We start from the raw sequence: 24,594 nt of genomic DNA, 5'->3' as shown, positions 1-24,594 counted from the left end.
GATCCATTATCGAATTGAATAGGTAGGTGTAACTTTCAAAAGACCTAGCTTGACCATCTGCTCGGGAAGTTTCTCGCCCATTTCTCGTTTTATTACATATGCCTCACAACCCTGCCGAAAAGCCGAGAAGACGTGTTCCGACTCATCACAGCTCGTACTCATGATGATCTTGACCCCGTCCAGCCCTTCGATACCGTTTTTGCTCTCAAGGGAACGGATAGCCTGAAGTGTATGATGCCCGTCAAGTTCGGGCATGTTGATATCAAGGGTAACCAGGTCATATCTGTTACCAGATCCAAGGGAGCGCTCAAACTTCTGCAGCCCCTCCAGACCCGTCACAGCGAAATCGCAATGAAAATACGGCGAAATGATCATCTCGACCCGCTTACGGCAAAGCGGATCATCATCAACAACCAGCGCACGAAGCTTTCCCGGTTCCGACTCGGCTTGTGATTGCTCAAACTCGGGCTCCTCGAACTCGCCACTGGCAATGAATTCGATCACGTTTGAGATCCAGTCCTTCACACGCAGTATCATATCCGCAGCAGCCCTGGGCTCATCAGCCATTTCATCAAAAAGACCTTCAACTTCATGGCAGAGAGAGTAAACGTCATTAAGACCGCTCACACCCGAATCACCTTTTACCGAATGCAGTATCCGGCGTATGTCCGCAGCGTCTTCTTCGACACTGCCCTCTGACTCCAGAGATATCGCAGCAGCTTCCAGATCGGTCAGCAGCGAAGTAGTCGAATCCACATAAAACTCCCACAGATCACCTATGATCTCACTGCGGTCAACGCTGCTGACCCGCGGGAATACCCCATTCTTTAAACCACTTAAATTTGGTTCACCCATTTGCAACACCTGTCAAAAAAGCTGTTCTCAATGAAACTGCCGTATAGTTATTTGCTTACCAGCTCCATGGCGAGCCGTAAGATCTTCATGATCACAATTACTTATCACCGTACGCAAACCGGCATCATTTGCAGTTTCGGTAAAAATGAAACCCTCCATAATGATAAACCCCTGCCATACCCCGCAAAACTAACGCAAGACTCGACACACCCCCTGTTATCACCCCGTAAACGCTGCGCGCACCCCATATCCAGCCATTTCAACCCGATTTTTGGCCGACCGCAAAGTGTTTATAGGACGGCCTGATGCAGGCGCGGACCGATCCCACGTCCGATATAAGTGATCTGCCCCCAACCTCAGTTCCGCGCTGCTATCAGAAGCTCAACCAGCAAAAATTGCCGAGCCGACCCGCAGCACCGTCGCCCCCTCTTCAACTGCGATCTGGTAATCCTGGCTCATCCCCATACTCAAGTGTCTGAATTGCGACCCCGCAAGGCCATCCCTTCGAATGTCCTCGAAAACCTCTCGCGCACGTGCAAAACAACTCCGTATCACACCATCATCCTTCGTAAGCGGTGCCATCGTCATCAAACCCACCAGCCGAAGGTTGCCCATCGTCTCGATCTGCTCCGCCAGATGCCCGGCCGCCCCGACGGGCACACCGTACTTCTGCGATTCTCCGCTGCAGTTTACCTGAATGAACACGTCCGGCCGAAGCCCCTGCTTGCCCGCGTTCGTATTGATCTCCTCGGCAAGCCGAAGCGTATCGACGGACTGAATGCTCGAACAGTACTTCAGCGCCTTTTTCACCTTGTTCCGCTGAAGATGACCTATCATGTGCCACTTAACCCCTGCAGGAACACCGGAACGGCCTCTGTTGATCGTAAGATATTCATCAACTCCCTCCGCGACATCCTTGAGATGCTGCACTCGGCTCTCACCCAGGTCCGTATACCCCTGCTGGATCACTTCACGTATTTCTTCCGTCCCAACGGTCTTGGTGACCACAACCAGCTTCACACTCTCCCTTGTTCGGCCGGCCCTTTCACACGCCGCACAAATATTTTGTTCTATCTTCTCAAGTCTATCAGCTATCTCAGACATAATCACCCATCAGATTTTCTCAACTCCCGGTACTGTAAACGAGATCTTCGCAGCCATCAAGGCAGGAACGAAGACGTCTTCTTCAACTTCGCAGGCAAATACTCGTTGACCACAAAGTCCAGCCCGTGCTTCGCAAACGCCTGCTGCTCGACACGAACGCCCATCTTGAGCATTTGATTGATCGCAGCCTGCCATTTCTTGTGATGTTTGACGAACGGATCGTTCTTGAGCGCATCTTTCGCCCGCTTGATGTCCACCTCCTTGAGCGGATGCGTCGGCAGACCGTAATCCTTGATATCCTGCGGCGTCACACCCAGAAAACGCGTCTTCGGCACGCAGAAAAACTCATTGATATGGGCCGCATTACCGCTGCCCACCTTCAGAGTACGATAAATATTGAAATACCCGTACGGATCACCATCCACAAACGCGTAGACAGGGATCTTGAGCTCATCGCTCAAACGCCTGATAAACCGCCTGCACGCACGCGTCGGCACGCCTCCCATGCTTACCAGTATGCAGTTCTGCTTCGCCCAATAATCATACTTCACCAGCCGCTGGAACATACCAGCCGTCTCGATCGCCAGTATGAACTTCGCATCGCTCTTGAATTTCAGCTCCTCGACACTGCTAGGGATCGAATAAGCGCCGCTGCCGAACTTCGTACAGTCGATCTTGAGCTTTCGGCCTTTGCTGTCCTTGTCCATCACGATCAGGTTTCCGGCGATGTCACCGCCCTTCTCTTCAGGCACGAACTTTAGCTGCTCACGATTTACCGTAAACATCGCTTCCACATCGTCCATGATCGTGTCCGACTCGGGCTGATCCGAAAAACCTGCCTTGCCCCAGTTCTTCGAAATATAATACGCTTCCCTCTTCGTCGCGATATCATCCGTATCGATCAGCTCTTTCGAAAGCGCCATCATCTTCAGCGTCTGAGCAAACGCCTTGCACGTACTCACCGTAAGCGTACGCAGCTTGCTCTTGCCCATGATCTGGAAAAAGCCCTTTTTCGTATCGTATTTCACGTTCGATAGGGAACGAACCGGCGTACTCATCGTCGGCTTCTGGCTCTTGACGATCTTGCCGTGAACACCCCTGGCATTCTCTATTATTCGCTCTTCAATCGGTATATTCTTCCGCTTTGCCATGCAGTAAACTCCAAAATATCAATCACGACCACAGCCTCGCTGCCGGCCGAAATGTTTGCCTCTGGTAAAATCCTTGAATACCCCTGCTTTACACCCGATTGCCTGAATCGGCCGCTCAAATGACGGAAAACCCGCAATCACAGATATAGTCCATAATTTAAGCTAAACCGCACCAACGTTCAAGCGCTTAATCCAACAGCTTCAACAACCAGCGACACACTTTGACGAAGTAGAGACCGAATCGCAAGATCACAGCAGAATACGCACATGAACCTGACTTGGGCATCTCAATAATACTCGTATATAAAATAAAATATCAGTACTATATAAAGTTTGCTAAATAGCCGAATCAGTGTTATATATTAATAAAGGAATTGACATGTGCTTTTAAATTCAAAAGGAACAGAGAAATGGCAAAGATGAACAAAACGATGATGAACGAACTACAGGCGACTATGGACAAGGCCGGCAAATTCGATCAGTTGGCTGACCTTCAGGCTAAAAGATCCGAACTGATGGAAAAAGTTACAAAGATCGACAGTCAGATCAACGACCTGATCGGTACTCCGTCAGCAAAGCCCAAAGCCACCCGCAAACGCAAGACTCGCGGCAGAGGCAGAGCCAAAAAGGCCAAACCAGATATGCCCGAAAAAGGCACGGGTCCGTACAAGCTGGTAGAAGTAATGGGATCAAAGCCAATGAAAAAAGAAGAGATCGCCAAAAAGACAGGCCTCTCTCCCGCGACCGTCTCAGTTTATCTCAACAAGTTTAACTGCTTCAGCAACGTCCGCGGCAAAGGTTATACCGTTAATAAATAACGCTTTGCATAAGTGTAATCTGCTTTATCAGACGGCCTTTATATACTGTTACGCGTATATATAGACGGTTGCCAGGGTAAGGTTTTGCACTTATAAAAATGCTGTTTATTACGCTGAATCCCCCGATTCAAACGGCTTTTCAGGTTCAGCGTAACCAGGCAAAGACATCTTCAAGGCCCGTGCTCACCAGCGCGGGCCTTTTGCATACATTCACCCCCAATCGTCCCCCTACCACCACAAACAGCCCAGTCAACCTTTGCGAGCCTTTTAAGTCCACAACCCAAGCAACCGGTTGCAAAACCCATAAAACCGTCATAACCCGAGCCCCATCAGTAGCCTCCACTACGGAAATAACCATAATTTCCCTGATTTTTTGCAGAAAATTTACCCCTACCCTGTTGACAGGGATTACCCCGCGGGATATACTACAGCATGTTGAATGTAAAGCTCATGTAGCTTTTACTATAAACCTCGGCGAGGCAAAGTAGATAACCGTTTTCCCCCCCAGACGGCTCTGCTACCTCGCCATTTTTATGCGCTATGATCATGCACCGCCCATAATAGCATCAGAAATTCCTGCCGCTGCGCCGCATATTACCGAAGAATCTACCTGAACGCCGGTAACTTTACAGCGTCCGTGCAAACGAGATTCCAAACGAAACTGCCCCCAGCTACTCCCCGCGAACCTGCACAACCACCTTCCTGCTCCTCGGCCCATCGAATTCGCAGAAATATATCCCCTGCCACGTACCCAGCACCAGCCGGCCGTCCTTTATCAGCACCTGCTCACTGCACCCCACCAGCGAACTCTTCACATGCGAATCACTGTTGCCCTCGCCATGCCGGTACCCCGTCCGATGCTCAGGCACCAGCTCATCCAGCGTCAGCAGCACATCATGCACCACATCCGGGTCCGCGTTCTCATTGATCGTCACCCCGCCCGTCGTATGCTTGCAGAAAACGATACAGTCACCGTTCGCCACACCCGACTTAACCACAACATCCCGCACCTTCGCGGTAATGTCTATCATATCGTTACGCTTATTCGTCCTGACATCTACCACTTCGTCATAAATTTTCATACTTGTATCCTCAAAATCTTGACGTCCTTCCAGGTCCGTTCTACATCTGCTCAACCACATCGATCCCAAGCAGCTCGCTCAGCCCGTGCCGTATCACGTTCGCCGTCAGATCACACAGAACCAGCCGCGTAGCCCGCTTATCCTCATCCGCCCCCAGCACCGGACACGCACTGTAAAAGCTGCTGAACTTCTGCGCCAGATCATACAGATATGACGTCAAAAAATTCGGCCGACAGTCCGCACTCGCCGACGCGATCGCCTCGCCATACCGCATGATATGCTTGCCCAGCTCGACCTCCGCCGGCTCACTCACATTCAGCGCACCCAGCCTCTCAACCTCCGCCGCGATGTCCACGCCCTTTTCCTCCGCCTTCCGCTCGATCGACTTCACCCTCGCATACGCATACTGCATATACGGCGCGGTATTGCCGTCCATCGACAGCATCCGGTCAAAGCTGAACACATAGTCCGTCGTGCGATTATTCGAAAAATCCGCATACTTGACCGCACCGATCCCGACCGCCCTCGCGACCTGATCCTTCTGTTCGTCATTCAGCCCCGGGTTCTTCTCCTCGACCACACCGCGCGCCCGTTCGACCGCCTCGCTCAAAAGATCCCGCAGCTTGATCGTCTTGCCCGACCGCGTCTTGAAAGGCTTGCCGTCCTCGCCAAGCATCGTCCCGAACCACACATGCATCAGCTCTGCATCCTCGCTCACCCAGTCCGCCATCCTCGCACTCGCGAACAGCATCTTGAAATGAAGCTGCTGCCGACCGTCCGTGACATAAATAACCTTATCCGCCCCCAGCTCCCTGAGCCGATATTGCAGCGCCGCCATATCCGTCGTCGCATACAAAAACGCCCCGTCCGACTTCTGCACGATGAACGGCAGCGGATCGCCTTCCTTGTTCTTGAAACCCTCCGGAAAGACGCAAACCGCGCCTTCCGATTCGATCGCAACGCCCCTGGTCTTCAGCTCCTCGACAACACCCGCAAGCCGATCCGCATAAAAACTCTCGCCCCGCTCATTGCTCTCATCCAGGTCAACACCCAGCATATCATAGATCGGCTGATAATGCTTCCGAGATTCGTCAACGATATGCTTCCACACCGTCAGCGTATCCTCAGCATGATTGTGCAGCTTGACCACCTCGCTCCGCGCCTTCGCCTCGAATGCCGGATCCTCGTCGCACCGCTTTTTCGCATTCTTGTAAAACTGCTCCAGGTCCGCTATCTCGACCGTCTCGGGCTTATCGATCACCTCGGGGTTCTCGTCCTTTAGATACGCGATCAGCATCCCGAACTGCGTCCCCCAGTCGCCGATATGATTCTGCCTGACGACCTCGTGCCCGCGAAACTCCATCAGCCTGCAGATACAGTCCCCAATGATCGTACTCCGCAAATGTCCCACATGCATTTGTTTGGCGATATTCGGCGCGGAAAAATCGACCACCACCTTCTTAGCCTCCTCCGTACTGTCGATACCAAGCCGCCCAGCCGCATCCTTATCCATCCCAGCCAGACGACCGCCGATAAACTCGTTCTTCAGCGTAAAGTTGATAAACCCCGGGCCCGCAACTTCCGGCTCCTCACACATATCGCTCACATCCAGCTCCGCCACGATCTTGCCCGCCAGCTCGCGCGGATTCGTCTTGAGCCTCTTCGCAAGCCCCATCACACCGTTCGACTGATAATCGCCGAACCGCGCATCCTGACTCTGCCGAACCAGCGCCTGGCAATCAGCCTCGCCGGTCACCTTCTCCATCGCTTCACTAACCCGCCCGCTAAGTATCTCAACAATCGTCTTCATACGTTTTCCCTTGTCATTGCGAGGAGCTGAAAGCGACGTGGCAATCCCAAACCAAACGAAACCAACAGCTCACCCAAAACCAGATCAACGGCAAGCCGTAATTCCCAGCCGCCGTGTAATCGCTTCAATACCCCCGTTCTTCTCGACTGTACACATGTTACCGAATACGCCCAGCCCTATTCAGCTACCGCATACTCCTTAGCATCGCCCCACAGCGACTCGAGCTGATAATAGTCCCGGCTCTCGGCATCGAACACATGCACCACGACATCCACATAATCCAGCAGTATCCATCTGCCGATATCGTAACCCGCCCTGCCGTACCTAGCATGGCCGGCCTCTTCGGCAAAATCGTCTATATCATCCGCGACCGTCCTGCTTTGTCTGGCACTCGTACTGGTCGCAATAACGAAAAATTCCGTCGCCGGACTCTTGCCCCGCAGATCCACAACCTTCACGTCCGTGCAGTTCAGACCAGCCGCGATCTTCGCCGCCTCGAACGCGAACTCCTTATTGTCCATTACCTGTTTTTCAACCAACTATTCGCTCTCTTATAATCTCAAATTCCAAACAAACTTACCAGCCGCCGTAAAGGCCGACTCACCAACAGGGACAACCCGCCCCGACATAAACACAAAAAGGGGTGACCCGTCACCAGGCCACCCCTATAGACTACATCACTTCGTTGTAAGCGTCAAAACAATTCGCTTAGTTGCTGCCGCCCATTCCGAGAAGACCGGCAATAGCTGGTGCGAACTTGACAACCACACCACTGAATACAACGCTTACCATCGTCATCAGCTTGATGAGGATGTTAAGGCTCGGACCGGATGTATCCTTGAACGGATCACCGACAGTGTCACCAACGACACCAGCCTTATGAGCCTCACTGCCCTTACCGCCGAAGTGACCCTTTTCGATGTACTTCTTGGCATTGTCCCAGGCACCGCCGGCATTGTTAAGCGTGATAGCCAGTGCGAAACCGCAAACCAGACCACCAGCCAGAATACCGAGTACACCTGCAACACCGAGGATCAGACCTGTCAATACAGGAACCAGGATCGCGATAGTCGATGGCAGTACCATTTCCTTCTGGGCACCGGCAGTCGAGATCGCAACACAGCGTGCATAGTCAGGCTTCTCTTTTCCTTCGATGATTCCGGGCTTTTCCTTGAACTGACGGCGTACTTCGTTAACCATAGCACCAGCCGCACGGCCGACTGCCTTCATGGTCATCGCACAGAATACGAACGCCATCATACTACCAATAAACAGACCGCAGATAAGCTTCGGGTTCATGATAGTCAGATTATATGCTTCAACAAAGTCAGGCATGATAGCATCATAAGTACCGACCAACTTCAGACTCGCGCCTTCCGCCGTAGCCTTGAGCGAATCAAAGCTCGCCTGGACCTTCTCAGGTATGCCGTCGTTGGCTGTACCCTGGAAGAATACAACGTCGCCGACCTTGTAAATGCCTGCCTCAGCCTGCTGTGCCAGCTTGCCCGCCCAGATACGTACCTCTTCGAGATACGCGGCCAGCAGAGCCATTGCCGTCAGACCAGCCGAACCGATGGCAAAACCCTTACCGGTCGCAGCAGTCGTGTTACCAAGACTGTCAAGTGCGTCTGTTCTCTCACGAACCTGCGGATCCAGACCACTCATCTCGGCGTTACCACCCGCGTTATCCGCGATCGGGCCGTAAGCGTCGGTAGCAAGAGTGATACCCAGCGTCGCCAGCATACCGACAGCCGCGAAACCGATACCGTAAAGACCCATGCTCACATCTGAGAAGCCGCCCGCAAAACCGAACGCACACAGAATGCCGATCACGATTGTGATAACCGGGAAACCTGCACTGTACATACCGGTCGCAAAACCGTCGATGATCGTCGTCGCAGGACCCATCTGGGCCTGATCTGCGATACCCTTCGTCGGGCCGTACTCATCAGAAGTATAGTACTCGGTCAACTGTCCGATGATCACACCGGCAAGCAGACCGGAAATAACGGAACCAAAAATACCCCAGGTGATCCAGCCCAGCAGGGCCATGATGATCAGCGCGATAACGATGAATACCGAGCTGCCCAGCGTACCGGTCAGCAGGGCTTTGAGCAGATTCTTCTGCGAAGCACCTTCACGGCACTTAACCATAAAGATACCAATGATCGAAAGCAGAATACCGATACCCGCAACGATCATAGGAGCCATAACTGCGTGCAGAGGAGTCATGCCGTTACCCTTGAACGAAGCCAGGGGCAGTGCGGCACCCAGAGCAGCCGTCGCAAGGATCGAACCGCAGTAACTCTCGTAAAGGTCAGCACCCATACCGGCAACGTCACCAACGTTGTCACCAACGTTATCAGCGATCGTAGCAGGATTACGCGGGTCATCCTCAGGAATACCGGCCTCGACCTTACCAACAAGGTCTGCACCAACGTCAGCAGCCTTAGTGTAGATACCGCCGCCGACACGTGCGAACAACGCCTGAGTAGATGCACCCATACCGAAAGTCAGCATTGTAGTGGTGATCTCAACCAGCTTATGATGTTCATCGGTACCGGGCTTGACCAGCCACAGACCCAGGAACTTCAGGCCGCTCTCCATATGCTCTGTCGTATAGATGAGCTTGTCCAAAATCCAGAACCACAGCGTGATATCCAGCAGACCAAAGCCAACAACGACCAGACCCATTACAGCACCACTGCGGAATGCAACCTGCAGACCCCTGTTCAGGCCCTCGCTCGCACCCTGTGCGGTACGTGCAGAAGCGTTCGTCGCTGTCTTCATGCCCAAAAAGCCGCACAGACCGCTGAAGAAACCACCAGTCAGGAACGCGACCGGCACAAACGGGTTCTGAACACCCATGTAGGACAGGATCGCAAAAATGACCAGCAATACTGCGAAAGCGATCGTCACAACCTTATACTGCCTGAACAGATAAGCGTAGGCGCCCTCGCGAACGTCCTTTGCGATCTCGATCATCCTGGGCGTTCCTTCCGGAGCTTCCATTACCTTCTTATAGAAGTAAATTGCAAAGCCCAGAGCGATCAGCGCTGCTATCGGCGCGATCCACCAGATCAGTTCGATCGCACTGCCGCCGGCACCGCCCTCTTCAGCAGCAAGCACTGTTCCGGTAAATGCCAACATGGGCAGTACCATTGCCAATGACTTACCAAGTGTTTTCACGGTCCTTTTCCTTTCACTTAATCTTAATTTCTCTCCCGACCGAACAATGCGTCCCCCCGACCATCGGAAGTGCTCCGCACCATTCATATCGCGAAAAACATTTAAATAGAGCCCAACGCGGACTCGAAATTAACCACTCTCTACAAAATTGTCGCCCTTTGATGCTCCCAGCGCGTACAGTTTCCCCACTGGCGTACCATCGTACGTCTTCGCCGTGAGGGTATAAATTGGCCACAGTGTAACCCACAATCGGCAGTTTTCAAGAGTTTTATGCAGATTATCAGTACTATCAGTAAAGTTTTTGTCCCGCCCGGCACAATAAAAGGCACTCAACTTCGCGCAAATACTTCATAATTCGAACTTTATGAACGCCCCAACGCATGATCACGTATGATAATCAGCATTTATAGTTACATAATCTTTGCTCAGATCACATCCCCAGCAGAAATCCTCGCCTCTACCGGCCCCGAGATCGATACTGATAACATGCTCTTGCTGACCGATGATCTCGCTCACCTTCTTGCGGTCGAACCGTGTAGGCTGACCGTTCCTGAACACCGTCACCCCGCCGATCCTGCACGTCAGCTTCTCAGGTTTCAGCCTCACTCCGCATGAACCGACCGCACAGATTATCCGCCCCCAGTTCGGGTCCCCGCCGTGCACCGCACACTTGACCAGATCGTAATCCGCAACCGCCCGCGCTGCCTGCCCGGCCTCCGCCTGACTCGCCGCGCCCTTCACCTCGACCTTGAATATCCGCGTCGCACCCTCAGCGTCAAGCCCCATCTGCTTCGTCAGGTCCTCGCAAACCTCCCGCACAGCCTTTGCGAACTTCCGGTAATTCGTCCCCTGTTTGCTAACCGGCTTGTTCCCAGCCGCACCGCTGGCCAGCAGCAGCGCCGTATCGTTCGTACTCTGATGCCCGTCCACCGTCAGCTTGTTCAGCGACCCGCCGATCGCATCCCGCAGCGCCTTGCCCAGCAGCCCCTTCGAAATATCCATATCAGTCGTCAGCACGCAGATCGTTGTCGCCATGTTCGGCCCGATCATCCCCGCGCCTTTCGCGGTCCCGCCGACCGTCACGACCTTGCTGCCGATCTTGAACTGCCGCATCGCCTGCTTGGCACGCATATCCGTCGTCATTATCGCCTCGGCAAACCGATCCCCCGCCGCACCGCTGTCCTTGAGCTCGCTTATCGCGCTGAATATCCCGCCCTTGACCTTGTTTATAGGCAGCTTCTCACCAATGATTCCCGTCGACGCGATCAGCACCTGCCCCGGCTGGATACCCATCTCCCCCGCCAGCACCTGACACATCGTGACCGCATCATCCATCCCCGCCTGACCCGTACAGCAGTTCGCGTTACCGCTGTTGACCACAGCCGCATAAACCTTGCCCCGCCGAATATGCTCACGGCAGACCTCAACCGCAGGCGAAACTATCTTGTTCGTCGTAAACACCCCAGCCGCCTTCGCGCCCTCCGGACACACCACCAGCCCAAGATCCAGCTTCCCCGAACGCTTGACCCCGCTGGCAACACCGGAAGCCGTAAACCCCTTCGCCGCAGTAACACTCATATTAGCCATCAAAAAACCTCACATGAAAATCTCAAAACAAGTAGAATGTATCAAGAAGCTGTTTCAAAACCGCTTCTATACATGATAATCACAATGGCTTGACTGTCCAGACTATAAATTCTGACGGGTAATAAACCTCACGAAACCCCCGGCAAGGCAATATAGAACCTGCTCCCCTCGCCCGGCTCCGATTCGACCCAAACACGCCCGTCCAACCTGTCCGCAATCCTCCTCACAATCGTCAGCCCCAACCCTTCTCCTTTCGTCTCACCCTCCGGCTCGAGCCGGTGAAATATCTTGAAAATATTGGCCTGATGTTCCCTCGCGATCCCCACGCCGTTATCCTCTATGCAGTAAATGCTCATCCCGTTTTCAAGCTCGCCCGATATCCTGATCACGCCCTTCCTCGTCCTGTCGCGATACTTCACAGCATTATCAATGATATTGCTAAAGGCCCTGTCCACTAACTGTCGATCACCCATACAGTCCGGCAACTGATCCACATGGACCTCCATCCCGTCCTCTTTAAGCTTATACCGCATTGTCGAAAGAACATCATCAACCACCCTCTTCATGTCAACCGCCTCTTTCTCAACCTCAGTCGTTCCGATCCTCGAAACCTGCAGCATACCGTCCAGCAGATTAGACATCTTCTTCGAACTGACTGTAATGAACCCAAGAGACTCCCTTATCTCGTCCCGGATTACAGATTCGATCTCTTCGCTGCCGGAATCTTCCTCTTCCAGGGCCTTCAGTAAACGCTCGCAGGACGAAGAAAGCTCGCCGCTGAAACCAAGAATGTTCACAAGAGGAGAACGCAGATCGTGTGAAGCAACATAGACAATATCCTGCAGCTCCTGGTTTTTAAGCTCGAGCAGTCTGACCAGTTTTTCCCGCTGCTGCTCGGCCAGTTTACGCTCACTCACATCACGCGCCACCCCGCGAAAAGACACCACATCCCCGACATCATCCGTGATCGGAACCCCGCTCACCTCCAGAACCACCCCCCTGCCCTGCTTATCATAAAGGATATACTCTAACGCTGTCAAAGGCTTACATTCCTGTATCGCCTCCATCTGCACTTTCCTGGCCCGACCCGCTAACTGTTCAGGCATAAATTCAAACGGCTTCTTCCCAAGCAACTCCTCAGGCTCATACCCAAGTATATCTCTCACTTTGGGACTGCAGTACGTGCACACACAATCCGAGTCGATCTCCCATATCCAGTCCGAAGTCGTCTCCACCAGCGAACGGTATTTCTCTTCCTGCTCCCGCAGTCGCTCCGCCATTTCAAGCTCTTTGAAATGACCACGTCGCAGCCGTCTCTCTCCCGCCCGAACAAGCAGATACACCACAATCGACATCATCACAACATAAAACCACCCCTTATACGTCTGCAGCCGCGTCATCTCCTCCGGCGTCTGCGCAAAGTCGGCAAGCATCCTGTCCGAAAACAAAATCCAAACAACCCCGAACAACGCATAAACAAACGCGATGATAAGAGCATAACTTTTGTTCTGTCTTGCCTTTTGCATTTATAATAACTGGCCGCTAAAACCAAACTGCCGGCCCGAAGGCCAACGAAGCAAACATCATGACTATTGTAAGCTTTTTCGGCATTTTGCAAACAACAATGCAAAAATAAAGGCAAGCTCTAATAATTGCTTTTGAGCGGCAAGTAGAAAATTTTTGCGTTCAGGCAAGAAAGACAAATCAGCTTTAGTTGCCGCTAAGCGGTTTTTGGCTGACGCCGCTCGGAACCAAAAAGATGCGATTGACCGCCAAAATGAATTCTTAGAGGTGCCATTAAGACTCCCCCTCAGCTCACGGCCATTCAGACGAGATACCCCTAAGGCACGACAAAAACAATCCAACCAGCAGATCTCACCTGCTTCACTTCACACCCCACGCATGCTCGTCACCGCCCTCGTCATCCGCAGGCTCGACCTCAAACTCATCCTCACCCTCAGCGAATATAAACACCTCCTCGCCCTCAGCCAGCTCTACCTCATACACGCCCGGCTCCAGCTCCTTCAGTTCCCGCTCCTTACCCCCGACCGTCGCACGCGGCTCATCCAAATCGCACCGAACCACGCACCGCTCCCCGGCCAGGCTCCTAACACGGACCCATTCCGTCTCGCCCTCATCCCGCTCAGCACTGACCAGGAACGCACCTTCCGCACGCATATCATGGAACATCGACTCGCCCCACGCGTCCGGCATCGCAGGGAACACCCGTATCTTACCGCCCCAGCTCTGCAGCAGCATCTCCTGTATCGCTTCCGAACAATGCAAAGGCGTCTCCATCACAGGCAACCCCGCACGCCTGCCGCCTTCATAATACATCGTGCTATCGCCCATGTACCGCTTGAACCCGTTGAGATATTCCAGCGTCTTGTCACCATTCCCAAGCAGCGCCGAAAAACTCGCACCCCCGGTATACGAATACCCAACCAGCGCCCCCTTAAAGCTGTGCCACCGTTTCAATGACTTCCGTATGAGCTCCTCGCCCGCCTCGGTCTCCGGCGTCACAATACGCAGCGGATACACCGCCAGCATATGTGACCAGTGCCGGTGACTCTTATCGAACCCGACTCCCCGACCAACCATAAATCCGTTCTCGTTCACCGGAAACTCAACCAGCTCATCCAGTATCCTCCGCCATTCATCCTCCAGCGGATCGGTCTTGCCGCGCTCATCCGCCAGCTCCAGCAAAGTCCTGCATCCCCACTTGATCAACGCAAGATCATAATTCGCATCCTCAGCGTTCCCATACTCGGGCGAATGCGTCTCTGGCAGATGCAGCCTCCCGTCCTCACCCTCATACAAAAAATGGCGATAATAATTCACCGCACGCCTCAGCAGCGGATACAGCAGCTCATCCCTCAACTCCTCATCCATACTGTACCTGTACATCATCCACACATTATGACACGTCCACGTCAGGTTCCCCACCTCGCTTCCGATATCTGCCGGCCCATACCCCCAACCGCCCGGCTCACCGACCTTGCCTATCAGATCATTGCCCGTATTCCGCGTCAAACCCGCCGAATCGCTGCGATACTCCTCCGCAACATTATTCACCAGCGTCTGAAAGTTATCCTGCAGATGATTCGTCAGGCTCTCACCGATACCTAATCTGTTCGCCTGCGCCACCGGCGAATAACTCAGTTGAATATTCAAGTTCCACCACGTGCCGTTCCACCCCGTCGGCTGCAGCCACGGCCCCTGGTTGTCGATCAGCGCACGATCGGCCCGCGTCGCACAGGCCAGCTTATACATCTGTATCCAGTAAAAGCTCTCCCACACCGGATCCGATATCGAAACGAAACTCTGCTTGTAATAATCGCGCCACCACCCCCGATGCTCGCCGATCCAATCCTCCCGGTCACGACCCCGCACCTTAGCTAGCTCCGCAACCGCCAGCCCATCCGCATCCTTACCTGGATACGTATGCTGCACAGTCACAAAATATACCCGCTTGCCGTCCTCGACCCCGCTCCACCATGCAGTCGCGGTCTCACCGCCCGCTACCATATCCTGCACACAAACCGTCACGCCGTCCGCCCGCTCACCGATCACAGGCTCCGGGTTCGGCGTATAATTCTCAACGAATTCCTTCTTAAGCCCGCCTTTCCTCCGCGTATACCTCGTACTCTCAGCACGCTCCGGCACGAACCGCAGCTCGGGCGAACTCTCCCTCCCTTCGCCCTCCAGCACGACCATGTAAACCATATCGTCAGCATGCACCAGCGTCCGCCATTTCACACTGCCCTCACTGGTCCCGATCTCACCCGTCGCCTCCGCATCCCAAAGATGTATCCGCGAACTTCCTCCCTCGATATCCCCCTCCGTATCCAGCACAAAATGCCCGATCGGCACACGCCCCCGGTTAAGTATCTCCGGGGCCCGCACCGTATAATCATCATTCATCCGATGGTCCTGCACATCGGTCCGCCCAACATCCCAGCGAACCTGCTTATCCCCGCTCTGCCGTACCAGCGTGCCCAGCATACCGTTACCCATGAACGGCGCATCATACCACCGCTTCGGCATCGCCTCCCAAACCGGGTCCTGCTCACTGATATACTCCGCCCAGTCAACCTCCATCTCCACGCCCCCAACACAAACCCCGCAAAAACCCAGCACAACACAAACCAGCACACACAAAACCCGGATCCGCAACATAATAGCCCTTTCAATTATAAAGTTGATCGAAAAGACAATTATAGCACACCCAACTAATACTTCAAGCCCTGACATGAAATAGCTGCAGACATTAAAAAAACCCCGAAGCCGATCACCGACTCCGGGGCTGCACGCAAACGTCCCTGCACTTATTTATTGAACGCCTTCCAGTCACAGTTTTCGTCAACCTTCCGGCCTTTCGCAACTACTGCGCTGCTGGCCGAGCCTGCTATCGCATGAAAAGCATTGTCCGAGCCGTTCAGCTTTCCTGCGGTTCCGCCGCCCGAGGCCCCAACTGCATCTCCACTGCCCGTCACCAGCTTCGTCAACTCTCTAACAACATTGTTCATCGACTCAGCCTGCGAGTTAAGTTCCTGGCTCGCGCTGGCACTCTCTTCCGCATTCGCCGCGTTCTGCTGCGTAACCTTGTCTATTTCGCTCACTGCCGTATTCACCTGCCCGATCCCCTGGGCCTGCTCCTGGCTCGCAGCCGCTATCTCACTTACAAGCTGGCTCGTCTCGCCGACAGCATCGACAATACCCTTCAGCGCGCTGCCGACCTCTTCCGCGATAGTTACGCCGTTGCTGCTGTTCTTGACCGATTCATCGATCAGCCTGTTCGTATCCTTCGCAGCCTCTGCACTTCGCATCGCGAGGTTGCGAACCTCTTCCGCGACAACCGCAAAACCCTTGCCCGCATCGCCGGCCCTCGCAGCCTCGACCGCCGCATTGAGCGCCAGCAGATTCGTCTGGAACGCGATCTCATCGATAACCTGAATGATCTTCGCAGTCTCATCACTGCTCGTCTTGATATCCTCGATCGCCGTGTTCATCCTAGCCATCGCCCGCGAACCCTCGTCCGCGGCCTTGCGGGCCTTGTTCACCAGTCCGTCTGCCTGCTGAGCATTGTCCGCATTCTGATTGGTCATCGAAGACATCTCCTCCAGGCTCGAACTTGTCTCCTCCAGACCCGCAGCCTGTTCGGTGGCTCCTTCCGCCAGCGACTGACTCGATGCCGAAACCTGCCCAGCCGCGGATGCAACCTGTTCACTGCCGCCGCGAAGCTTCGACACCATGCTCAGCAGTCTCGATGAAAGCCTCACAGAAGTCAGAGTGAACAACGTCATCGAACCTGCCGACACCAGCCCAAGAACAACCGCCAGCACCACCAGCGTCTTCTTGCCGACCGCCGCTATCTGATTGCTCGCTTGATAAAATTCGTCCTCATAAGACCCCGCACCGATGATCCAGTCCCACGGCTCAAAATACATCACCTTCGCGATCTTGTCCCGAGCCTCCTGCCCTTCGTTCGCCCACGGATATATGTAAGTGAATATTTCTCCTTCCTCCGTACTCTTTCCGCCTTTGATGATCTCTCTTACAATGTAATCACCCTCCGAATTCTGCGCATCCCAGATGCAGTCACCATCACGCTCACCGTCCTTGGAAACGACATAATTGCCCGCAGAATCCAGCACATAGACATAACCCGTCTCGCCGATCTTCACTTCCTTCAAAGCATCTGTCAACGTCGTCTGCCCGTTCTCCGGATAACCGAAATATAGCGCACCTACAACCTTGCCCGACTCATCCTTGATCGGCTCATAGGCGGTCACGTACCACTGATTGACCACATACGCTCTGCCGCGATATGTCCTGCCGTCGAGCAGCGTACTCACAACCGCATTCGCCGACCCGTCAGGGTTAGTCTTCGGAATATATGTCCCGATCGCACGCGTACCGTCCAGCTTCTTGACGTTCGTGCACACCCGCAGCATATCACCCGCCTCGTTCATCCGCTGAAAGATCGTGCAGGTACCTTCGACCATATCATACACTTTATCAACCACTGGCGCTTCGGTGCTGCCGTCGCCGATCTTGCCTAGCCATGTATCGTCGACCATCATCTTGCCCAGATCCACCCTCGAACGCTTCTTCGAGAACTGATTTACAGCCTCCCATTCAACAGACTCTTCCGCGATACTCACACCGCCCATATTCGCTACGACATCCCGCGAAACGTTCAGCGAGGCATTGACACGCCCCTGAACTGCCTGCTGCTGGATCTCGCACATGGCATATACATTGTTAACGATATGCTCCAGATCGGACGTGGCCAGTTTCTCGCTCTCGGTCACCGCCGCATCAACCATCCGCCCGTTCATCTGCCATATAACAAAAAGAACCACAACCAGCGGCACGATCGTCGTAATGGCACCAAGCCCAAGCAGCTTTCTTTTTAAAGACATAACAAACTCCTTGCAAACCACAGTTCAAATCTAATTCCTACCCCGATATAGACAACCCGAGGAATTATCGACCGCGCGCGAAGATGCCTGAACCTCGAATTTTAGTTTTTTGCAAGGAACTGATTTACTATACAACAGCATAACGTTTGATGCACGTGACGCTAGCAACTACCACGTACAAACCATCACCTATTGATCATCTTAATGCGATACCACACCGAGTTTACACCCATCCATTACCGCCCCTCCGTCAAATCCCCCATGCCATATTCAGCGCCCATCCCGATTGCGTAGATCAGCCGCATGACACATAATGTAAATAAAACTCGACCAATAAATTGCATATCATATTTTCAAAGGGGTGCATTATGAAAGCCACTGTCCTTAAAGGCAAATGGAACGAACTCAAAGGCGCCATGAAAAAGAAATGGGGTAAGCTCAGCGAAGACGACCTCAAACAGGTAGAAGGCTCAAAGGACAAACTCGTCGGTAAGATCCAGGAAAAGTACGGCAAGAGCAAGGAACAGGCCGAAAGAGAAGTCGAAGAATGGCACGAAGAGAATAAGTGACCCTCGCAAAAACTTATCCAGCTATAGTCAAAGCTGCAGCAAACAAAACCCTTGCCACGTACAAGCGAATGCTAGCGGCCCATTGTCCCGCAATGGCCCAGATCATAGGAGAACAACCATGAACATGCACACAAAACTGACCACAATGCTCATAACGATCCTGATCACACTCCTAATCACCGCAGGCTGCGAACAACGGCCTGAAGATGCCGGTGCCGAAGAAACCCAGACCCCGACCCAGAGACAAGTCGAACCCGAAGATCAGCAACAGAAGGACTGGCAGCAGCAGCAAGACGACATGCAAAAACAGCAACGTGATCAACAGCAGCAGAGCGACAACCCCAACAGCGCAGACGCCGAATACGCCGAACAGCTCTGGACAAAGATAAAGGACTACGAAAACTGGACCGTCCCTGAAAACTTCAAGGGCTGGCAGGACGGCGTAAGCCCTCACGGCAAGATCCTAAAGTACTACATCAATGACGCCGCCGCCGAAGACCTCACCCAGGACGGAGCAATCATCGTCAAAGAAAACTACTCCGAAAAAAGCGAAGACGCACTCATGGCCATAACCATCATGGAAAAACGCCAGGGCTACGACCCCGAGACCGGAGACTGGTTCTACGTCAAATACGACCCCGCCGGCAAGGTCATGACTAACCCCGCCGGCAAGAAACTCGCAGGCCTCATAGGCAAAGGTAAATCACAAGGCTGCATCCCCTGCCACGCCGCCGCAAAAGGTAACGATTATCTGTTCATGAACGACGAGAAAGCACGGACCGACCGGAACGACCCAAACACAACAAACTAAAGCAAAAGCCCCGGACACTAACGCCCGAGGCCATTGAAAATCTTTCACATTGTTGATAAGCAGCAGCTAACCCAGATTCCGCGCCTACGCTTTCTTCCGCCTCACGACCCCGCCGCGCTTAGCAGCAGTCTTCCCGTCGCCCGCGGATTCGTTCTTACCGCCGCTCCGCTTCTTGCGTTTGGACTTAGAGTTCCTCTTCTTACCGCCCGACTTCGCACTGGCATCATCCCCGCCGCGTCTTTTCTTCTTACCCTTGCCGCCGCCGAAGTAAACCTTCCCGCCGTCCGACTTCGAACCCTCACCCTTATCGCGCCGCCCGGCCTTCTTCACAGCAGCATTTTTCTTCCCGCCCCGCGATTCCGACGACTCGCTCCGCTTCCGGCCAGCACCGCCTGCACTCTTCGCCTTACCACCGCCGGACGCCCCGCGTTTAGCGGCTCCTCCATCCTTCGACCTGCCCCGACCTCCGCCGCGATTCGCACCGCCCCCGCGACCGCTCTTCGCATTACCGCCGCGTCCACGCGAACCGCCTTTCTTCCTGCCGCTGCTCTTCTTCGGCCCGTCATTCAGCGATATCCGCGTCTCATACTCAAAGTCGTCATAATAATCCGCCGCAAACGTCCGCCCGATGAACCGCTCGATCTTCTTCAGGTTCGGTATCTCGTCATACCCCACAAAAGTGATCGCGTCCCCCGTCGCCTCCGCACGACCCGTCCGACCGATCCGGTGCACATAGTCCTCCGCATACGCAGGCACATCGTAATTGAACACATGTGATATCCCCTCCACATTGATCCCGCGCGCCGCGATATCCGTCGCCACCATCACCTGGAACTTGCCCCGCTTGAACCCGTCCAGCGCCTGCAGTCTCTGCCTCTGCGTCCTGTCCGAATGGATCGCAACCGCCTTGACCTTCGCCTTCTTCAGATTCTTGCATATTCGATCCGCCCCTCGCTTCGTCCGCGAAAAGATCAGCACACTGTACATCTGGTGCCGCTCCAGCATATGCCTCAGCAGATCCATCTTCTGTTTCGCCGGCACAGGATAAATATGCTGCGTGATCGTGTCGATCGGATTGTGCTGCTCGCCGATCTGTATCATCTTCGGCGACCGCTGGATCGTCTTCGTCAGCTTCTTCACCTCTTTCGACATCGTCGCCGAGAACAGCAGCGTCTGCCGCTTCTTCGGCATCCTCTCGATGATCTTCTGGATATCGTTCACGAACCCCATATCCAGCATCCGGTCCGCCTCGTCCAGCACCAGCACCTCCACACCCGATAGATCGACCGTCCCGCGCCCCACATGATCGATCAGCCGACCAGGCGTCGCCGCGATAACATCCACCCCCCGCCGCAGCGCCTTCACCTGCTTCTCCATCGACGCCCCGCCGAAGATCGCCGCACTCTTCATCTTCACGAACCGCCCGTACCCCTTCACCGAATTATCGATCTGCATCGCAAGCTCACGCGTCGGCGTAACGATCAGCGCCTTAACCCGCGGCTTACCGCCGGTATGCCCGATCTTCGCGATCTTATTCAGTATCGGCAGCACGAACGCCGCCGTCTTCCCCGTACCCGTCTGCGCACAGCCGATCATATCCCGACCCTCGATCGCAACAGGTATCGCCTCCGCCTGTATCTCCGTCGGAGCTGTATACCCCGTCGCCAATATCCCCTGCACCAACTCGTCACAAAGCCCGATCTTCTTAAAAGGCATCAATTCTTCCCGTAAATCCAAAAACAAAATATATTACTAAAACTAAAATCCGAAAGCGTTCCAAAACACTCCCAGCAAAACTTCAGCGCTGCCAACAAGCAGCCCTGTCAAAAACACAATCCAAAAACCCGATCAGCATCAAGCCTGCCATCCGCCCAAGGCGAACCCAGCATAAAACAGTCGTCGCGAAGCGACTCCTTCTCTTCTTTTTACTCCCAACCCTTCTTCGTGCTCCTTCGTGTTCTTCGTGGTGAACCAAACGCGAGCGGCGACTCAGCCGCGAGTCCCCACGCAACGCCGACCGCATCAAAGCCAATTCGCCAGTTCGTTGTCATCGCGAGGAGCGAAGCGACGTGGCGACCTCAACCATACAATAACACGGCTCGTCCTGAACATCCCCAGCACCAGCCGAACCAACACACCGATCCCGCATCACCGAACATGGAAAAACCCGCAAGAAATGATCCCCGCAAACTCAAAACGCACCGGCCAACCGCCAACAACCCGAAAACAATACCAAAACCCCCACCCAATTACAAACAAATTCCCCCGCACACGCGTAAATAACGCACTTCCACCAACTAAAACAACATTACCACTCGCCAATCACCCGGCAGTTCCGCAAAAATTTCAAACCAGATCCCGCCACCTACAAACATACCGCAACACAACCACAAATACACCCCAGCTCCCTCCCATTACAACAGCCGTAAGCCCCAACAAAGGAAACGAATCACCCGCAAAGGGAACGAAAAAGCTAGCCCCAAAAATCAAGACAGCAATGGCCGGCATCATTTGCAGCATCTGGCGTCTAGGAAAGATGAGCTGCCCAATATAACCTATGGGAATAAGTGATAGCGTCATCAAACAATAGCGTGGATCCAGCGGAGCAAACGAATAGACCTCCTCATTTGAATTGAAAGTCGGCATGACAGGACTCAGCAACTTTGTAAATGCTGCAATCAGAAAAAGAACAAAAGTCACAAAAAGACCGAACACCACAGCACCTGTCAGCGCCGACCATAACCTCTCCCCCCTCCCATTGCAAACCAAAAGCCCTGAGTGAACACCAAGGTTTAAGCTTGCAGCCATAATCACAGGCATGAAAAAGAGAATGCTTGAAGCAGGACCCATATAACCAAGGTAAATAACTACTATCAGCCATAACAAGCAAGCCCAGGCTTTAAACCGTGACTTCAAAAAAATCGGCCCGAATATCCTGTAGATGTTCCCCAAAAGATATCGTCTCACACCAATTGATTCTCTGATTCTCCGCAGGAAAAAGTTATCCACATCATTGCAAATACCTTTCAAGTAAGAAGAAGCTTGCTCTTCTTTCAGAGCCTCATTTACATTGTTCTTTTTTGACTCGGCTTGAATCCCTAACTCGACCTGGCGCGCAGAGCAATATCGCCTCGGCAGATCCGCTAATTGCAAGTGTCTCCAAATTAAATAATTAATAAAAATACCTGCACTGATGAGCATCCAGGGAAAAACCACTGTGAAATATAAAACAGCAGCTCCAAGTTCCTGCAGTGGCAGCCACACAAATAACACAGCCAAAAGGAGTACGGTCTTATTACGCAGATATATTCTATCAAGCACTCCGGCCCAGAAAGCTATGGTGAACAAAGAAAAAGCTCCTAGAACCGTGAACAATCCTGTTGAAAAACTCAAGTCGGGATAAGCCAAAAAGACTAGGGACCATAAAAAACCTAACATAAAATTAACTGTGAAAAGAAACTTTCGTGGTATTGTCCGATGTCCAGGCAGGCAGTATGAAAACGGCTTCGTCATTACCTCCAGCGGCGGAACAGACAATAGCACACCAGCAACAAACATCCATAATGCTGGAAGTGCAAAAGCGCCTTGCTCTTTTTCAGTAATGATCCATCCCGCAATCGCAACGGTAAACATCCCCCCAATAATCCAGAAAAACCACATCGCCCGCCGCTGATACAAATGCTTCAGATTCGCCTTCAAAATCTTATCCATCGCAACCACCTCAGCTCACAACCAGCTCATAGATCTCTTCCAGCGACAAAGGCCTGAACTCGATATCGCACCTCAGCTCCTTCGCCCGCACCTCCAGCTCATCCGCCCCCGCATGCTGCACCGTCAAAACCGCCTGCCTGTCGTTCCGCTCGCACCTGAGAACCCCCGCAAAACCAAGCTCACCCGGCAGCTCCCCGTTCAGCGACGTCAGCCTGAACCGCAAATACTCCTCCCGCAGCTCATCGAAACTCCGATCCCGCAAAATCTCCCCCTTCTGCATGATCACCGCATGATCGATCACCTTCTCCACATCGCTCAGAATATGCGACGAAATAATGATCGACCGCCCCTCCTCCTGTATCATCCCCAGCAGCATATCCAGAAACCGCCGCCGCGCCAGCGGATCCAGCGCCGACGCAGGCTCATCCAGTATCAGCAGCTCCGGCCCGAACCCTATCGCCAGCAGTATCGCCACCTTCTGCCTCTGCCCCGGCGAAAGCGCCCCGACCCGATCCCGCAGCGAAATATCAAAATCCGCAACATACCGCTCCTCCAGCTCCCTGTCCCACGTATCATAATACGCACTCACATACCGTATCAACTGACCCACGGTCATCCAGTCCAGCAACTCGCCCTCCTGGTGCACATACCCGATCCGTCCGAGCTCCACCGCCCCCAGCTTCGCCGCATCCACCCCGAACGTCCTGCACGTCCCCCGATCCGCCAGGTACAGCCCGATCACACACCGCAGCAGCGTACTCTTGCCCGCCCCGTTCGCGCCCAGCAGCCCGATTATCTCACCCCGCCGCACATCCAGACTCACATGATCCAGCGCCTGCACATGCCCGAACCACTTGACCACATCACGCATCTCAACGATCACATTACCGCTCATTTTTTCCTCCGGCTCTTGCCATCATATTCCCTGTAATGCTTTTCAAATATATCCCACGCATCCTCCTTCGACACGCCCAACTGGATCGCCGTCACCGCCGCCTTGTCCATCACCCCGTCCAGCAGCTCACCCTTCATCTTGCCCAGCCGATCCTTCCGCACCCTCGCCACGAAAACCCCGACCCCGCGCCTCCGCTCGACCAGCCCCTCGACCTCCAGCAGCGAATAAGCCTTGCTCACCGTCATCGGGTTCACCTTCAGCCGCGCAGCAAGATCGCGAACAGCCGCAAGCTGCTCGCCCTCCGCAAGCCCGCCGACCATGATCTGCCGCCGAACCTGCCCCACGATCTGCCGAAATATCGGCACACCGCTGTGATGATCGATCTCCAACAACATAGACACAAACGCCGCAACTCAACTACTGTATTATTGCACTAATACACTAATACCATAAATATGCAACTCATGCAAAACAAAATCTCAAAAGAAGTGCTGCATTACAACAACTACTCAAAATCTGCCCATAAGGCTGCTAAAAAACTTGCAAAAATGCCCGAACCCTCTTTATCATAGCTGCATCTGAGA

General features: G+C 53.6%; 18 protein-coding genes. 3 read left to right on the top strand and 15 right to left on the bottom strand.

Features of this window, described 5'->3' with window-relative positions:
* Positions 1-6: 6 nt before the first annotated feature.
* The 3 genes from STSP2_RS03245 to STSP2_RS03235 form a co-directional block, all read right to left on the bottom strand.
* On the bottom strand, positions 7-855 hold the full coding sequence (locus tag STSP2_RS03245; protein ID WP_146659805.1) for an ATP-binding response regulator: 849 nt from the start codon (positions 853-855) through the stop codon (positions 7-9).
* Between the two features lie 381 nt (positions 856-1,236).
* Positions 1,237-1,959, bottom strand: coding sequence for a YggS family pyridoxal phosphate-dependent enzyme (locus STSP2_RS03240; RefSeq protein ID WP_146659803.1), 723 nt, complete (start codon positions 1,957-1,959; stop codon positions 1,237-1,239).
* A gap of 56 nt (positions 1,960-2,015) precedes the next feature.
* Entirely contained in the window at positions 2,016-3,110 is a 1,095-nt protein-coding gene (locus STSP2_RS03235; RefSeq protein WP_146659801.1) for a DNA topoisomerase IV subunit A, read from the bottom strand.
* 410 nt (positions 3,111-3,520) lie between these two features.
* Here STSP2_RS03235 and STSP2_RS03230 point away from each other — a divergent pair, with 410 nt between their 5' ends.
* Positions 3,521-3,928 (top strand): helix-turn-helix domain-containing protein, encoded by a 408-nt coding sequence (locus tag STSP2_RS03230; protein WP_146659799.1) that lies wholly within the window; start codon positions 3,521-3,523, stop codon positions 3,926-3,928.
* A 671-nt stretch (positions 3,929-4,599) separates the two neighbouring features.
* Here the strand turns inward: STSP2_RS03230 and STSP2_RS03225 are convergent.
* The 8 genes from STSP2_RS03225 to STSP2_RS17465 form a co-directional block, all read right to left on the bottom strand.
* The gene (locus STSP2_RS03225; protein WP_146659798.1) at positions 4,600-5,010 is read right to left on the bottom strand and encodes a secondary thiamine-phosphate synthase enzyme YjbQ; all 411 of its coding nucleotides are present in this window, start codon (positions 5,008-5,010) and stop codon (positions 4,600-4,602) included.
* 40 nt (positions 5,011-5,050) lie between these two features.
* Complete coding sequence (argS, locus tag STSP2_RS03220; protein WP_146659796.1) at positions 5,051-6,820, bottom strand: arginine--tRNA ligase; 1,770 nt, start codon at positions 6,818-6,820, stop codon at positions 5,051-5,053.
* A 176-nt stretch (positions 6,821-6,996) separates the two neighbouring features.
* Positions 6,997-7,359, bottom strand: coding sequence for a ribosome silencing factor (gene rsfS / locus STSP2_RS03215; protein ID WP_169852940.1), 363 nt, complete (start codon positions 7,357-7,359; stop codon positions 6,997-6,999).
* 169 nt (positions 7,360-7,528) lie between these two features.
* Positions 7,529-9,970 carry a sodium-translocating pyrophosphatase gene (locus STSP2_RS03210; protein WP_146663987.1) on the bottom strand — a complete coding sequence of 814 codons (2,442 nt, stop codon included), beginning with the start codon at positions 9,968-9,970 and terminating at the stop codon, positions 7,529-7,531.
* 423 nt (positions 9,971-10,393) lie between these two features.
* The gene (argJ, locus tag STSP2_RS03205) at positions 10,394-11,596 is read right to left on the bottom strand and encodes a bifunctional glutamate N-acetyltransferase/amino-acid acetyltransferase ArgJ (protein ID WP_146659792.1); all 1,203 of its coding nucleotides are present in this window, start codon (positions 11,594-11,596) and stop codon (positions 10,394-10,396) included.
* Between the two features lie 128 nt (positions 11,597-11,724).
* Positions 11,725-13,122: a sensor histidine kinase gene (locus STSP2_RS03200; protein ID WP_146659790.1), complete on the bottom strand. Its 1,398-nt coding sequence runs from the start codon at positions 13,120-13,122 to the stop codon at positions 11,725-11,727.
* A 358-nt stretch (positions 13,123-13,480) separates the two neighbouring features.
* Positions 13,481-15,775 (bottom strand): glycosyl hydrolase family 95 catalytic domain-containing protein, encoded by a 2,295-nt coding sequence (locus tag STSP2_RS03195; protein WP_146659789.1) that lies wholly within the window; start codon positions 15,773-15,775, stop codon positions 13,481-13,483.
* 149 nt (positions 15,776-15,924) lie between these two features.
* Positions 15,925-18,024 carry a methyl-accepting chemotaxis protein gene (locus tag STSP2_RS17465; protein WP_146659787.1) on the bottom strand — a complete coding sequence of 700 codons (2,100 nt, stop codon included), beginning with the start codon at positions 18,022-18,024 and terminating at the stop codon, positions 15,925-15,927.
* Positions 18,025-18,392: 368 nt separating this feature from the next.
* Between STSP2_RS17465 and STSP2_RS03185 the strand changes: the two genes are divergently transcribed.
* Both STSP2_RS03185 and STSP2_RS03180 read left to right on the top strand, forming a co-directional pair.
* Positions 18,393-18,593, top strand: coding sequence for a CsbD family protein (locus tag STSP2_RS03185; protein WP_146659785.1), 201 nt, complete (start codon positions 18,393-18,395; stop codon positions 18,591-18,593).
* A 118-nt stretch (positions 18,594-18,711) separates the two neighbouring features.
* Positions 18,712-19,404, top strand: a complete 693-nt coding sequence (locus STSP2_RS03180) for a cytochrome P460 family protein (RefSeq protein WP_205847983.1) — start codon at positions 18,712-18,714, stop codon at positions 19,402-19,404.
* Between the two features lie 84 nt (positions 19,405-19,488).
* Here STSP2_RS03180 and STSP2_RS03175 read toward each other — a convergent pair whose 3' ends face one another.
* The 4 genes from STSP2_RS03175 to STSP2_RS03160 all read right to left on the bottom strand — a co-directional run bounded on the left by STSP2_RS03175 (position 19,489) and on the right by STSP2_RS03160 (position 24,405).
* Positions 19,489-21,120, bottom strand: coding sequence for a DEAD/DEAH box helicase (locus STSP2_RS03175; protein WP_146659783.1), 1,632 nt, complete (start codon positions 21,118-21,120; stop codon positions 19,489-19,491).
* Between the two features lie 630 nt (positions 21,121-21,750).
* The gene (locus tag STSP2_RS03170) at positions 21,751-23,115 is read right to left on the bottom strand and encodes a hypothetical protein (protein ID WP_146659782.1); all 1,365 of its coding nucleotides are present in this window, start codon (positions 23,113-23,115) and stop codon (positions 21,751-21,753) included.
* Between the two features lie 10 nt (positions 23,116-23,125).
* Positions 23,126-24,010 carry an ABC transporter ATP-binding protein gene (locus STSP2_RS03165; protein WP_146659780.1) on the bottom strand — a complete coding sequence of 295 codons (885 nt, stop codon included), beginning with the start codon at positions 24,008-24,010 and terminating at the stop codon, positions 23,126-23,128.
* Positions 24,007-24,405, bottom strand: coding sequence for a GntR family transcriptional regulator (locus STSP2_RS03160; RefSeq protein ID WP_146663985.1), 399 nt, complete (start codon positions 24,403-24,405; stop codon positions 24,007-24,009). Before STSP2_RS03160 ends, STSP2_RS03165 begins: the two co-directional genes overlap by 4 nt.
* Positions 24,406-24,594 lie beyond the last annotated feature (189 nt).

The sequence above is a fragment of the Anaerohalosphaera lusitana genome, assembly GCF_002007645.1.
In the GTDB taxonomy this organism is placed as follows: domain Bacteria; phylum Planctomycetota; class Phycisphaerae; order Sedimentisphaerales; family Anaerohalosphaeraceae; genus Anaerohalosphaera; species Anaerohalosphaera lusitana.
The sequence above is the reverse complement of the archived record's forward strand: the minus strand, read 5'-3'. Positions and strand labels throughout refer to the sequence as shown.

Bases quoted from the DNA above. Each gene is read 5' to 3' on its own strand.
- STSP2_RS03245 (WP_146659805.1), bottom strand. From the start codon at position 855: ATGGGTGAACCAAATTTAAGTGGTTTAAAGAATGGGGTATTCCCGCGG.
- STSP2_RS03240 (WP_146659803.1), bottom strand. From the start codon at position 1,959: ATGTCTGAGATAGCTGATAGACTTGAGAAGATAGAACAAAATATTTGT.
- STSP2_RS03235 (WP_146659801.1), bottom strand. From the start codon at position 3,110: ATGGCAAAGCGGAAGAATATACCGATTGAAGAGCGAATAATAGAGAAT.
- STSP2_RS03230 (WP_146659799.1), top strand. From the start codon at position 3,521: ATGGCAAAGATGAACAAAACGATGATGAACGAACTACAGGCGACTATG.
- STSP2_RS03225 (WP_146659798.1), bottom strand. From the start codon at position 5,010: ATGAAAATTTATGACGAAGTGGTAGATGTCAGGACGAATAAGCGTAAC.
- argS (WP_146659796.1), bottom strand. From the start codon at position 6,820: ATGAAGACGATTGTTGAGATACTTAGCGGGCGGGTTAGTGAAGCGATG.
- STSP2_RS03210 (WP_146663987.1), bottom strand. From the start codon at position 9,970: ATGTTGGCATTTACCGGAACAGTGCTTGCTGCTGAAGAGGGCGGTGCC.
- argJ (WP_146659792.1), bottom strand. From the start codon at position 11,596: ATGGCTAATATGAGTGTTACTGCGGCGAAGGGGTTTACGGCTTCCGGT.
- STSP2_RS03200 (WP_146659790.1), bottom strand. From the start codon at position 13,122: ATGCAAAAGGCAAGACAGAACAAAAGTTATGCTCTTATCATCGCGTTT.
- STSP2_RS03195 (WP_146659789.1), bottom strand. From the start codon at position 15,775: ATGTTGCGGATCCGGGTTTTGTGTGTGCTGGTTTGTGTTGTGCTGGGT.
- STSP2_RS17465 (WP_146659787.1), bottom strand. From the start codon at position 18,024: ATGTCTTTAAAAAGAAAGCTGCTTGGGCTTGGTGCCATTACGACGATC.
- STSP2_RS03185 (WP_146659785.1), top strand. From the start codon at position 18,393: ATGAAAGCCACTGTCCTTAAAGGCAAATGGAACGAACTCAAAGGCGCC.
- STSP2_RS03180 (WP_205847983.1), top strand. From the start codon at position 18,712: ATGAACATGCACACAAAACTGACCACAATGCTCATAACGATCCTGATC.
- STSP2_RS03175 (WP_146659783.1), bottom strand. From the start codon at position 21,120: ATGCCTTTTAAGAAGATCGGGCTTTGTGACGAGTTGGTGCAGGGGATA.
- STSP2_RS03170 (WP_146659782.1), bottom strand. From the start codon at position 23,115: ATGGATAAGATTTTGAAGGCGAATCTGAAGCATTTGTATCAGCGGCGG.
- STSP2_RS03165 (WP_146659780.1), bottom strand. From the start codon at position 24,010: ATGAGCGGTAATGTGATCGTTGAGATGCGTGATGTGGTCAAGTGGTTC.
- STSP2_RS03160 (WP_146663985.1), bottom strand. From the start codon at position 24,405: ATGTTGTTGGAGATCGATCATCACAGCGGTGTGCCGATATTTCGGCAG.